Source organism: Bacillus sp. FSL R7-0646 (assembly GCF_037969865.1).
In the GTDB taxonomy this organism is placed as follows: domain Bacteria; phylum Bacillota; class Bacilli; order Bacillales; family Bacillaceae; genus Bacillus; species Bacillus licheniformis.
Genome location: NZ_CP150217.1, coordinates 3,369,729 through 3,383,229, shown reverse-complemented (window position 1 = coordinate 3,383,229; position 13,501 = coordinate 3,369,729). Strand labels below are relative to the sequence as shown.

The window sequence follows — 13,501 nt, the reverse complement described above, 5'->3', positions numbered from 1 at the left end:
TAAAATCGGAAAAACATAAGAAAAAAACTGCTGTACATCCTGTACAGCAGTTCATTGGTTATTCGGCGAGGCCTTGATGGATCCGGTCAAGGTTTTCTTTCATCATCTTATAATAGGAATCTCCCGCTTCACCGGGCTTTCCGATCGAATCGGTGAAGACTTTTGCTTTAATCGGCACGCCCGTTTCGGCTGAAAGGCTTTCCATGCTCCGCGGGTCAACGCTTGTCTCCACGAATAAGGCCGGGACGTCCTTTTTCTTCACTGTGTCGACGATTTTTTTCATCTGACCGGGAGTTCCTTCATTTTCGGTGTTGATTTCCCAAATATACTGCGCGTCGACGCCGTAGGCCGAAGCGAAATATTTAAAAGCCCCTTCGCTTGTCACAAGGACGCGGCGCTCTTTCGGTATATCTTTAAAGCGGTTCACCGCTTCATCATGAAGCTTTTGCAGCTTGCCGATATAGGCTTCCGCGTTTTTCTCGTAGTCTTCTTTATGGTCGGGATCGTTTTTGATCAGCGCGTCTCTTGCGTTCTTTGCATATTGAATCCCGTTTTCAATGTCGAGCCATGCATGGGGATCTTCTTCCGTTTCTTTTCCCTTAGCGGTGAGATGCTTTGGCTTGACCCCTTTGCTCAGCTTGTAGACAGGGGCGTCATCACCGTCTTTTTCAGCTGTTTCCAGCAGCTTGTTAAACCAGCCGTTCCCTGTCTCCAAATTCAATCCGTTGTAAAAGACGACATCGGCGTCCGTCGTTTTTTGCACGTCTTTAGGAAGCGGATCGTATTCATGCGGGTCTGTTCCGACAGGTACAATGCTGTATAAATCGATGTGATCCCCTCCGACTTGTTTGACGATGTCATAAAGAATGGAGTAGGTGGTGACGACCTTCAGCTTTCCGTTTTCTTCGCTGCTGCTTTTCGAGGAGCAGCCGGCGGCGAGAATCAGAATCAATGCCGCCGCAATTGCTAATGTTTGCTTCCATTTCATGTTTTGTTTTCCCCCTTTATTTTGCGGTTATTGTTGAAGCGCTGCCCGTTTTCTTCTTGATTTCACAGCTCTCCAAAGCACGCCTTGTTTCGGTGAAAACGTAAAGGAAAGTCCGAACAAAATCGTAGCCACGAGCACGATTGCCGCTCCTGAGGAGAGGTTGTACGTATAGCTTAATCCAAGGCCGATGACCGCTGACAAAGCGCCGAGGAAAGCGGACAAATAGATCATCACCCACAGCCGGTCCGTCAATAGATAAGCGGTTGCGGCAGGCGTGATCAGCATCGCGACGACGAGGATGATGCCGACGGTCTGAAGCGATGCGACCGTGACCATTGTTAAAAGCGTCATTAAAAAGTAGTGGATCAGCCGGTTCGGCAAGCCGTAGACAGCCGCCATCGTCGGGTCGAAAGAGGTGATGAGCAGCTCTTTGTAAAATAAAAAGACAGCGGTAAGAATAATGACTCCGATGACGAGCGTGATCCACATGTCTGATGAACGAACGGCCAGCACATTTCCGAATAAGATATGGTACAGATCGCTTGAGCTTTTGACAAGCGTGATCAATATGATTCCGACGGCGAAAAAGGCCGTAAATACGATGCCGATGGCCGAATCGTTTTTAATCCGGCTGTTTTGGCTGACATAGCCGATTCCGAGAGCCGTCAGGATGCCCGTAAAGACGGCGCCGAAGAAAAAATTGACGCCGAGCATATAAGAGATGGCGACGCCGGGAAGAACCGCGTGTGAAATCGCATCTCCCATCAGCGCCATTCCCCTGAGAATGATAAAGCAGCCGATGACGCCGCAAATGATGCCCACCATAATCGAGGTGAACAGCGATTTTTGCAGAAACGAATATTCCATCAAACCATGGATAAACTCCATCAGATCGCACCTCTTTTCGATTGCAGGAACGGAAGCTGAGATTCGTAGGCTTTCATCATCACGTCGGGATTGAGGATGTCGGAGACAGGGCCTTTTTGAATCAGCTCTTTGTTCAGCAAAATTAATTCATTGAAGTAGCTGTCCGCTTTGCTCAAATCGTGATGGACGACAAGAACGGTCTTTCCTTCATCACGAAGTTCTTTTAAGATGCTGACGATCATTTCTTCACTTGTCACATCAATACCGACGAACGGTTCGTCAAGACAGAACAGCTCTGCTTTTTGGGCGAGCGCCCTGGCGAGAAAAACGCGCTGCTGCTGTCCGCCTGACAGTTCGCCGATCTGACGCTTGGCATATGCAGCCATCCCGACTTTCTCAAGACAGTGATACGCCCAGTCTTTATCGCGTTTTTTCGGACGTCTGAAAAGGCCGAGTTCAGGATACGTGCCGAGGATGACGGTGTCGAGGACATTGATCGGGAACGTCCAATCCATATCATTTCGCTGCGGAACATAGGCGATTTGCTTGCGTACATCTTTGAGCGGTTTTCCCAGCAGACGGACGTCGCCTTTATCTTTTGGAATCAATTGGAGCATGGATTTTAACAGCGTTGATTTTCCTGCGCCGTTCGGTCCGATAATGCCCGCCATCATTCCTTGATCGAGTGAGAAATTAATATTGCGGAGCGCTTCTGCGCCGTGATAAGAAACATATAAATCTTTTACGGTAATTGCGGGTTTCATAGCGTTCATTAACCCCTTTCTATGTCTATATGAAAGTTAACCTGCATACAATATTTTTGTTTCGGCAATTTTTTATTGCCTAAAGACATTTTTTTTACCTAATGCAACTTTTGATTGAATTCTAATATATCATTCCTAAATTGTAAAGCGCTAAAATTGCTGAAAAACGGTAAAAGCCATGCAGATCAAGCTGCATGGCTTTAAAAAATTTCTTGTTTGCCGGTTTATCTTTCAAATTGAAACGAATCGATTGCAACTTTCCCTTTGAAGACAAAAAAGACGCGGTGGGTGCCTGTCGATTTTCGGACGGAAGCTTTTACCGTTTTCCAGTTTTGCAATCCGGATGTGTCAGGCACTTTTAACGAACCGATTTGCTTTCCTTTTTGAGGATGGTCGAGGAAGATGCCGATTTCGCCGGCGCCGCTGCTTGCAACCTTTGCTTCTATCCTTTTTTCGCCTTTGAAGCGGACATCATGGTAGGCGATCCACGCGTTTGTTGTACTGCTTTTTACCGCATCGCCGCCGTATTTGGATTCTTCGGTGATGAGCACGCCTTTGTAGTCGTCGTAGTCTTCAGCGTTTGTCTTTCGGCGCAAGTTCCGTTCCCGAATTGTTTCGCCTTGGACGAAGATCCGCTTTGTCTTGCGGATGTCCGCCGCCGAGCTGCCGACGGATATTCTGTAAGGGCCTCTTTCAACGGCAAATGTTTCTCTCGTCACATCCCAAAAGGCAAGGTCTGTCTGTTTCAGCTTGAATGTCACGGTTTTCGTTTCTTTCGGTGCCAGTTCAACCCGCTGAAAATCTTTCAGGTCCAGGTTCGGCTGTTTAACCCGTGTTTTAAACAGGGGAGAGGTATAGAGCTGAACGACTTCATCTCCTTTTCTTCCGCCTGTATTGGTGACGTTGACGCGAATCGTGACAGATCCGTCTTTTTTGATGCTGTCAGAGGAAAGGCTTAAATCGCTGTAGCGAAACGCTGTATAGGATAACCCGTGGCCGAACGGAAACAGCGGCTTGCCTACGAAATATTTATAGGTTCTTTTCCCTTTGATGATATCGTAATTCATCATATCCGGCAGTTCTTTGACTGAGGTGTGCCAAGTTTGCGTCAGCCGTCCGCCCGGATTTACATCTCCATAGAGAATGTCCGCCAATGCGCTTCCCGCCTCCTGGCCTCCGTGAGCGGAATATATGATCGCAGGAATGTGCGCTTTTGCCCAGTTGAGAGCAAACGGATAGCTGCTCGTTACGACAAGCACCGTATTGGTATTGGCTTTAGAAACAGCTTTCAGCAGATTTTCCTGGGCCGGAGGGAGTGTAATATCTTTCCGGTCTTCGGTTTCCCGGCCGTTGATGTAAGGATTGTTGCCGACAAACACGATGGCTTTGTCCGCGGATTTTGCCAGCTGAACCGCTTCATCCGTACCGCTCTTGATGATCGTCTTTGAAAACTTTTCCGCTGCTGTTGCCGGCTTTTCGGCGGCGGCTGTTAATGTGCCGTCTTTACCGGCAGTGAGATATTTGCCGTTTGCCGTATTTTTGATGGCAAATGTCCCGTCAGACTGCTGTTCGAACTGAAATGTTTCTTTAACGGTCCGGCCGTTCGGCTGTTTCTGATCAGCGATCAGCCGGCCGTCATCCTGAAGCGAGACATAGAGGCCGTTCGCTTGGGCGCGGAGGGTGAAGATGCTTTCTCCCCAATCCGCCGCATCGAATGCCGTGCTTTTCTCAAGCTTATCAGCCGCTGCTGTGAGCGGTTGTTTGCCGTCCCGGCCTGCAGTTACAAACTTTCCGGTCGGCGCGGATTTGAAGCCGCTTTGTTCCAGACCTTCAGCAAAGGAGACGCGGTCTTTGCCGATTTTGTCCGCGATTTCGTCAAGCGGGGTTTTCCGATACGGCATCGTTCCGCTGTACCAATCTTCGTAAAGCGCATTTCCGAACGGGCCGATGACTGCAATGCTTTCATTCTTCCGGGCATTGAAAGGAAGCAGATCCTGGTCGTTTTTCAGTAAAACAATGGCTTTTTCAGCCGCTTTTTTCGCCAGCAGCTGATGCTTTGGACTGTTGATGACGTCATCTGTCAGGCGGCTGTACGGATTGAGTTCGTCCGGATCAAATTCGCCCGTGCGAAAACGGATGCTGAACGTATTGGCCAAGGCTTGATCGAGGTCTTTTTCAGAAATAAGGCCTTGCTTTAAGGCACCGGTTAAGGCGTTTCTCGTCAGCTCGGGATTTTCCCCCTGATCCGTAAAGTTGTCAATGCCGGCTTTTACGGCGTGGGCATGGGCTTTTTCGTGGCTGTCATAATACTTGTGGTCATTGACGATTCCGGAAGGATCAAAGGCATCGCTGACGATGAAGAAATCGTCTCCGGCCCATCTACGTTTGACTGTACTGTCGAGCAGCGGGCTCAAAATGGCCGGTTTATCGTTGACAGAATTGTAGGCCGGCATCAGTCCATACGCAGCTTTTTTGGAAATTGCTGTTTCGAAGGGCTTCAAATAATACTCGTGCATGTTCCTGGGATCGATGCTTGAGGAGCTGAATCCCCGGTCTGTTTCGTTGTTATAGGCAAGAAAATGCTTTAAGGTTGGAACTGTTTTCAAATAGAAGGGATGATCGCCCCTTAACCCGGAGGCATAGGCGGTTGCTATTTCCCCGGTTAAAAAGGGGTCTTCGGAATAGCCTTCTTCATTTCTTCCCCACCTTGGATCACGCAGCAGATCGACGACCGGCGCCCAGACGTTGACTCCGTTTGCCGCGGGATCAAGGTGGTGGAAGCCGCGGACTTCATCACCGACCGCCGAGCCGATTTGTTTGATTAAATAGCGGTCCCATGTGTGCGCGAGCCCGAAAGCCTGCGGGAAAACGGTTGCTTCCCCGAGCCAGGCGACGCCGTGAAGCGCTTCTGTGCCCGTTTTAAAAGCGGGAATGCCCAGCCGGGGAACGGCGGGCTGATATTGATGCATCAGTGACACTTTTTCCTCAAGGGTCAGCCGTGAAAGCAAGTCGCTGACTCTTTTTTGTACAGGGAGACTGGGATCTTGAAAGGGATACTCATATTCATCAGCCTGGCTTTTAGCGGCTGCGGGCTGCGGCGGATCGAAACCGGCGGCGGAAAGGATCGTGCACATTGCGCCCAATATGATGATGCGGACCGTTTTCAGCATCCTGATCACTCCTTTTTAGAAATAAATGAAGACATCCCGTTCTTTTTCTTTTGGCTGAACCGCTGTTCCCTCCTGAAGCGCTTCCGCAGCTCCGTTAATAACAGAGGTGACAGAAAGACCGCGGAGGAGCAGCTTCCAGTTCTTTTGGACGCCCGTTGTTTTCACGGCAATCGTATTTTGATGCCGTGAAGCTCTGAGTGTCATTGCTTCGCCCTTTTCATTGTAAATCGTCTGTTCGGCTGTACAGCCGTCTTTTAAATGATAGAGGCAGAACGTCACATCGTCGAGATAATCATAATCAGGTCGCCCGGATTCCTGCCCCAGCGGCAGCAGTGTGTTTTCCCTGACGAACAGGGGAAGCCCCATATAGCCGTACCGTTCTTCTTTCCATTCTCCGCCTTCCGTCTCTTTTCCCGTCAAAAGGTGTGTCCACGTGCCTTTTGGCAAATAATAACGGACAGCGCCGTCTTCCTGAAAAACGGGAGCGACGAGCAGCCTTCCGCCGAGCATGTACTGTCTGTCAAGCCAGTGGCAGGTGTTGTCTCCGGGAAATTCGAGGAGCATCGCCCGCATCATCGGAATGCCTTCAGCGTGCGCTTCATGTGCAGCGGCGTACAAATAAGGCATCAGCCTGTGCTTCAGTTTGACAAAATACCGCATGACATCGGCCGCTTCTTCGTCAAACAGCCACGGAACGCGGTATGACTCGCTCCCGTGCAGGCGGCTGTGCGTCGACAAGAGGCCGAATGCGGTCCAGCGCTTATACAAATCGGCTGTTGCCGTGCTTTCAAATCCGCCGATATCATGGCTCCAGAAGCCGAAGCCTGAAAGAGAAAGCGACAGGCCGCCGCGCAGGCTTTCAGCCATTGAATCATAGCTGGCAAAACAATCCCCGCCCCAGTGTACGGGAAATTGCTGGCCGCCGGCCGTCGCAGACCTTGCAAACACGACCGCTTCCCGTTCGCCGCGCTTTTGCCTCAACAAGTCAAATACGGTCTTGTTGTATAAATAAGAATAATAATTGTGCATTCTTTCGGGATCTGATCCGTCAAAGTAAACAGCGTCACTCGGAATCCGTTCTCCGAAATCGGTCTTAAAGCAGTCGACCCCCATGTCGAGCAGGCTTTCAAGCTTTGAACAATACCAGTCACGCGCTTTTTCATTTGTGAAGTCGACGATGGCCATTCCGGCCTGCCACCGGTCCCACTGCCATACATCCCCCCGGCTGTTTTTCAAGAAGTAGCCGTTTTCCTTTCCTTCCTGAAAAAGCTTTGATTTTTGCGCGATGTAAGGGTTGATCCAGACGCATATTTTCAGGCCCTTTTCTTTCAGGCGGCTGAGCATGGCTTCAGGCTGCTTAAAATATCGTTCATCCCATTCGAAATTGCACCATTCAAATTCTTTCATCCAGAAGCAGTCAAAATGAAACACGCTGAGCGGGATGCCGCGTTCGGTCATCCCGTCGATGAAGCGGGTCACGGTCTCCTCGGAATAGTCGGTTGTGAACGATGTTGACAACCAGAGGCCGAAAGACCAGGCCGGGGGAAGCGCCGGTTTTCCCGTTAACGCGGCATAGCGTTTCAAAACATCCTTTGGTTCGGCGCCGCTGATGACAAAATAGTCGAGCGATTCTCCTTCGACCGAAAACTGCGCTTTGGATACGACTTCAGAACCGATTTCATACGAGACGAGCTCGGGATGATTGACAAAAACACCGTACCCTTTGTTTGACAAATAGAACGGCACATTTTTATATGCCTGCTCTGTGCTTGTTCCGCCGTCCTGATTCCAGATGTCGACGGTTTGGCCGTTTTTCACGAATGCCGTAAAACGCTCGCCAAGGCCGTAGAGCAATTCGCCGACGCCGATGTTGAGCTGTTCCCTCATAAAGGTGCGCCCGTCATCGCTTGTGATATAGGCGAGGCTGTTCGATTCGCTTGCGGTCAGGCTCTGTCCATCACGTGAAAATTGGTAGCCCCAACCGTTTTTGCTCACTTCGACGCACAGGCTGCCGCTTTGGAAGGTCAACGCATCATCGTGTTCGGTGATGACCGGTTCAACATCTGCCGTATGCAGTTGAAAGTCGGGTTTCCGAGGCGTTTCCCCTTGAAAATGGAACACTTGCACACGGATCATGTCTTCAAGGGGACTCGAAAATCTGACGGTGAGCATGCGGGTGTCGAGCGTGTCCCCGCGCTTTTGAACCGCTTTGACAGGCCCGTACACGGTCAATGATTGCTGATCAATCATTCGGTCGTAGGCTTCTTTCGGCGTGTTGATGTGATATCCTTCGCGCGTCAGCCAGTAGCCGTCTGAAAATTTCATGATCGAAAACACCCTTTCTTTTTACTTGATAGATCCATTGATAAGTCCTTTAACAAGCTGCTTTTGAAGCAGCATAAAAATGATGATGACAGGCAGAACCGATAAAACGGCAAATGCCATCAGATCATTCCACTGGATTCCGTATTGGCTGATCACATTGTAAATGCCGGCCGTCAGCGGCCACAGCTCCTGATTTCGGTTGAATGTCATGCTGTAAATCAAATCTCCCCATGTGAAAAAGAAAGAAACCGCTCCGCTGACGGCAATCCCGGGTACGCTGATAGGCAAAATGATGCGGATGAACGCGGTAAAACGGCTGCAGCCGTCGATTTTGGCCGCATCCTCAAGGTCCTTGGGAATCCCAAGAAAAAAGGTTCTGAGCATTAAAACAGAAAAAGGAACGCCGAGCGTTGCCCCCGTCAAAATCGGTCCGATATACGTATTTAATATGTTCAGTTGATTAAAGGCGATAAACAGCGGAGTCAAAACAACGGTGGCAGGCAGCATTTGCGTGATGAGAAACAGTAAAATGAACATTTTTTTGCCCTTGATCCGAAAGCGCGCCAAGCCGTAGGCGGAAGGAACGGCCAATATGAGAACGATGACGGCAGCCGCCCCGGAAATCAGGAGGCTGTTCAAAAAGTATCCGGCGACGCCAGAAGTGAACACAGCTTCAAAGCCGGCCGTGCGGAATGTCTCGGGCCACAATAAAGGCGGTGTTTTAAACAATTCGGCATCGCTTTTGAAAGCCGTAGCAATCATCCAGTAAACGGGGAATAAAAAGCCGGCTGTAACGAGGACGCCAATAATGTTAAAGAGCCATTCCTTTTGGTTCGTTTTCACGACATCACCTCATCTTTTTTGATCAGCCGCAAATAGACGAGACTGACCAAAAGAAGAATAAGAAACAGGACATTGGCGCTTGCCGCGCCCATGCTGAATTGAAATTCGTCAAAGGAGTAGCGGTAGCTGACGGTTGACAGGACTTCAGTTGCGTCCACGGGACCGCCTCCAGTCATCACAAACACAAGATCGAACACTTTGAACGTATAAATGAAGCCGAGCATCATGACGACAGTGATCACCGGCCGCAATAAAGGCAGTGTCAGATGGATGAATTTCTGAAAAGCATTGGCGCCGTCAAGGCTTGCGCTTTCATAGACGTCTTCCGGAAGGGAGCTGAGTCCAGCGGATATGAGCAGCATATTAAAAGGAATGCCGACCCAGATGTTGGCGATGATAACGGACCAGATGGCCATATTCGGGTCTGACAGCCAGGGGATCGGGGTGTCGATCATTCCCCATGATAGGAGCAGCTGATTGAACACTCCTTCGTTTGAAGCCATCATAAACTTGAATAAAAGCGCCGTAACCGTCAGCGGGATGAGCCAGCTCACCATCATCAATCCCCTGAGAAACGGGGCAAGCCTGAACTTCATGCTGAAAAACAAAGCGAGCAAAAAGCCGATTGCAAACTGAAATACAACGCTTCCGGCCGTGTAAAGCAGCGTGTTTTTTAAAGATGCCCAAAATACTTTATCCTGGGCAAGCCGCTGATAATTTTCGATTCCGATAAAGCTGATATCGTGTGAGGCTATATTTGCAAGCGATACGTTTTGAAAGCTGAGAATCATGTTGTAGATGAGAGGATAACCGATAAGAGCAAGCATAAAAAGAACTGCCGGAAACAAATAAAAGTACCCTTCCCATTTACGGACAATGGCTCTGATCATGACAAAACTCCTTCGTGCGCTTAAAGCTAGTTTAAGGCGCTGATTTTTTGCGCGGCCTCATCCAGCGCTTCTTTCGGCGTTTTGCTTTCGCTCAATGCTTCCTGCAGGGCAGTCTGCAAAGCTTCCGAAATCTTCGGCCAGTCTTTCGAAGGGCCGCGGGCTGATGCGATCTCTATGATTGGAATGAAGGCTTTTAAATTATCATCTGTTTTCCAATGGCTCGATGATTCGAGCAAATCTTTGCGCGGCGGAAACACGCCTGTTTCTGCTGTCAGCGTTTCGAGCCGCTCCGGATCGATCAGCCAACTGATAAAATCCCAGGCGCCGGCGGTGTTTTTTCCTTTAACGACGGCAATATTTTCGCCGCCGAGGGCAGAAGCGAATGTTTGATCTTTCGGGATATAGGTAATCCCGTAATTTAAGTCTTCGGCTTCTTCCAGCCGTTCAATATTCCAGGAGCCGTTGATCATCATGGCGAGCTGACCTGCTGCAAACTGTCTGGCCAGATCATCCTGGGTGGCGTTTAACACTTCCTTGCTCATTGCGCCTTTCTTGATCAGATCTGTTAAAAACTGAAGAGAAGAGGCTGCTTCTTTTGAATTCAGCTGTTTTAGATCTGCTCCGGAAGACAAAAGAAACGGATAAAATTGAAAAGCGCTTTCCTCTGATTTTACGGCTGACAGGGCAAATCCTTTCGTTTGGCCTTTGCTCGTTTTTTCCGCCGCTTTTTTCAGATCGCTCCACGTTTCAGGCGGTTTGGAGATCCCTGCATTCTTCAAGAGGTCTTTGTTGTAAAACAAGGCAAGCGCATTGCTTGCGAAAGGGATGCCGTAGTACTTCTCTTCATATCCGGCTGATGATAGAGGCCCCTCATAAAACTGGTCAGCCTGCCCCCATTGTTCGATTTTCTCCGTCAAATCTTCGAGCACGCCCATAGCGGCGAATGAAGCATTGTCGACATTGTCAAGGAATACGGCGTCAGGCATGGCATTGCCGGCTGTACCGACAGACAGCTGCTTTTTCACTTCATTAAAAGGAATGTACTCCGTTACGACCTTGTACCGGTCCTGGGACCGATTGTACTGTTCGACAAGCTCATGATAAAGATCCTGCTGCTTGCCGGTAAAGTAATCCCAGACTTTTATTTCTTCCGTATGCTTTGTGCCGGTGCTGCTTTTGCAGCCTGCGGAAAAAGCAAGAAGAAAGGCGAGGCAGACGATCATCAGACACGATTTTTTCAAAAGCGCTCACTCCTTATGAAAAAAGCTTGTTAGTTTAATAGCTAAACTAAGTATATTTGGGCATTGCTTCCAATATGCCAGCAGAGTTTTCGCAGACGCGGATCAGGGTAAACACGGAAACAGCCGGTGCGTATGATAACAAAGATCGATTGACACATTTTTCGGATGAAGCATATAATAAGGGTAGATAATATATGCGTATATGCTCATATATAAAATAAAGCCCGGCGCTGAAAAAGAAAGGTGAGAGAGATGGAAAAGGTGAAACAGGAGTACACGCTAAACGGCCTTGACTGCAGCAATTGCGCACAAAAAATTGAGCATGAGATAGCCGGTATGAAGGGGATTGAAGCGTGTTCGGTCAATTTTGCAACAAGCACGCTGACTGTCCAAGTCGACCAAAACAGCGGCGAAGACATTTCTTTAATAATAAAGAAAAAAGTAACCGAGATCGAACCGCACGTCAACGCGACGCTGAAGGAAGGGACAAAACAGGCCCCACCAGAAAGCGACGGACGGTTTAAAAAAACGGTTGCAAGGCTTGCTGCAGGAACCGTTCTCGGTGCGGCGGGCTTTCTGCTTCCCGGCGGCACCGCAGCCGAGTGGCTTCTTTTTTTCCTAGCTTACCTCATCATCGGCGGCGATGTCGTATTAAGGGCCGTCAAAAACATCTTTCGCGGCCGGGTTTTTGATGAGCACTTTTTAATGACGATCGCCACTCTGGGGGCATTTATTATTCAGCAGTATCCCGAGGGTGTGGCGGTTATGCTGTTCTATCAAATAGGCGAGCTGTTCCAGGGAGCCGCGGTCACCCGCTCCCGGAAGTCGATCAGCGATTTGATGGACATCCGTCCCGACTATGCCAATCTTCAAACCGAAGGCGGAACGGTCAAAGTGTCTCCCGATGAGGTCAAAGCCGGCGATATCATCATCGTCAAGCCGGGAGAGAAAGTGCCGCTTGACGGCAAAGTGCGGGCAGGCAAATCGCTTGTCGATACGTCCGCATTAACCGGAGAATCCGTTCCGAGAGAAGCCGCTCCCGGAACAGAGGTGCTGAGCGGATTTGTCAACAAAAACGGCGTGCTTGAAGTGGAAGTGGACAAAGAATACAGTGAATCAACCGTTTCAAAGATTCTTGACCTCGTTCAGAATGCCAGCAGCAGAAAAGCGAAAACAGAGAATTTTATCACCAAATTCGCCAAGTATTACACGCCTTTCGTTGTGATAATCGCGCTTCTTCTCGCTTTTGTCCCGCCGCTGATTATTTCAGGCGCCCTGCTGTCAGATTGGGTGTACCGCGCCCTTGTCTTTTTGGTCATTTCTTGTCCGTGCGCGCTCGTCGTTTCCATTCCGCTCGGCTTTTTCGGCGGCATCGGAGCGGCGTCAAAAGCAGGTATACTCGTGAAAGGCGGCAATTATTTAGAAGCGCTGAATGATGTCAAATACGCCGTTTTTGACAAAACAGGCACTTTAACAAAAGGGGAATTTGCCGTTGTCAAGCTGTCGCCTGCAAGCCATGTCAAAGAAGATGAACTGCTTGAATATGCGGCGCTTGCCGAACATTTCTCCGGCCATCCGATCGCCGAGTCGATCCGTGAAGCATACGGGAAGGAAGTACAAGCGGACCGCATCAAAGATTACAGCGAGACGGCCGGCTTCGGCGTCAGAGCGGTTGTAGACGGAGCCGTCATTTTAGCCGGGAATGCCAAGCTTATGAAGAAAGCCGGCATACAGTATCAAAAGGAAAGTGAAATCGGAACTGTTGTTTATGTAGCCGCCGGCGATACGTTTATCGGCTCGATTGTCATCGCTGACGAAATCAAAGAGGATGCCAAGCGTGCGATCTCCGCTTTGAAAAAAGCGGGTATTAAAAAAACGGTGATGCTGACGGGCGACGCGAAAGACACCGGTGAGGCGGTCGGCGAACAGCTGTCCATTGATGAAGTGCATGCGGAGCTACTTCCGCAGCACAAGGTGGACCGTATTGAAACATTAGATAAGCAAAAACTTCCAAAAGAAAAGCTGCTTTTTGCAGGAGACGGCATCAACGATACGCCGGTCTTGGCGAGAGCGGATATCGGGGTTGCCATGGGAGGCCTCGGTTCTGATGCGGCAGTCGAAGCGGCTGATATTGTGATCATGACGGATCAGCCTTCAAAAATTGCGGAAGCCATCAGCATTGCCAAGCGGACGAGGACGATTGTCTGGCAGAATATTATTTTTGCACTCGGCGTTAAAGGAGTTTTTCTCATCCTGGGTGCTTTTGGCATCGCGACGATGTGGGAAGCCGTCTTTTCAGACGTCGGTGTTACCCTTCTGGCTGTTTTAAATGCGATGAGGGTATTAAAAGTGAAAGAAATGTAACTTTTTTACCACCTAATGAACTGGAAATTCCTTTTTTAGCATCTTCACG

The 13,501-nt window shown here is 49.4% G+C and carries 9 protein-coding genes; 1 reads left to right on the top strand and 8 read right to left on the bottom strand.

The annotated features are described in order from the left end of the window. Positions 1-58: 58 nt before the first annotated feature. From MKY62_RS17610 to MKY62_RS17575, 8 genes are all read right to left on the bottom strand, one after another. The gene (locus MKY62_RS17610; protein WP_003185228.1) at positions 59-988 is read right to left on the bottom strand and encodes a metal ABC transporter substrate-binding protein; all 930 of its coding nucleotides are present in this window, start codon (positions 986-988) and stop codon (positions 59-61) included. A 27-nt stretch (positions 989-1,015) separates the two neighbouring features. Further along, positions 1,016-1,876, bottom strand: coding sequence for a metal ABC transporter permease (locus MKY62_RS17605; RefSeq protein WP_003185227.1), 861 nt, complete (start codon positions 1,874-1,876; stop codon positions 1,016-1,018). Next, positions 1,876-2,619 carry a metal ABC transporter ATP-binding protein gene (locus MKY62_RS17600; protein ID WP_003185226.1) on the bottom strand — a complete coding sequence of 248 codons (744 nt, stop codon included), beginning with the start codon at positions 2,617-2,619 and terminating at the stop codon, positions 1,876-1,878. The genes MKY62_RS17605 and MKY62_RS17600 overlap by 1 nt, the downstream gene beginning before the upstream one ends. 224 nt (positions 2,620-2,843) lie before the next feature. Next, positions 2,844-5,789, bottom strand: coding sequence for a glycoside hydrolase family 3 protein (locus tag MKY62_RS17595; RefSeq protein ID WP_003185224.1), 2,946 nt, complete (start codon positions 5,787-5,789; stop codon positions 2,844-2,846). A 15-nt stretch (positions 5,790-5,804) separates the two neighbouring features. Then, positions 5,805-8,114, bottom strand: coding sequence for an alpha-xylosidase (yicI, locus tag MKY62_RS17590; protein WP_003185222.1), 2,310 nt, complete (start codon positions 8,112-8,114; stop codon positions 5,805-5,807). Between the two features lie 21 nt (positions 8,115-8,135). Then, positions 8,136-8,957: a carbohydrate ABC transporter permease gene (locus tag MKY62_RS17585; RefSeq protein ID WP_003185219.1), complete on the bottom strand. Its 822-nt coding sequence runs from the start codon at positions 8,955-8,957 to the stop codon at positions 8,136-8,138. After that, a complete protein-coding gene (locus MKY62_RS17580) occupies positions 8,954-9,847 on the bottom strand; it encodes a sugar ABC transporter permease (protein WP_003185218.1) in 894 nt (297 codons plus the stop codon). The genes MKY62_RS17585 and MKY62_RS17580 overlap by 4 nt, the downstream gene beginning before the upstream one ends. Positions 9,848-9,873: 26 nt before the next feature. Then, positions 9,874-11,088 carry an ABC transporter substrate-binding protein gene (locus MKY62_RS17575; protein WP_009329583.1) on the bottom strand — a complete coding sequence of 405 codons (1,215 nt, stop codon included), beginning with the start codon at positions 11,086-11,088 and terminating at the stop codon, positions 9,874-9,876. A gap of 252 nt (positions 11,089-11,340) precedes the next feature. On the opposite strand from MKY62_RS17575, the gene MKY62_RS17570 reads away from it, so the two are divergent. Further along, complete coding sequence (locus MKY62_RS17570; RefSeq protein WP_003185215.1) at positions 11,341-13,452, top strand: heavy metal translocating P-type ATPase; 2,112 nt, start codon at positions 11,341-11,343, stop codon at positions 13,450-13,452. Positions 13,453-13,501 lie beyond the last annotated feature (49 nt).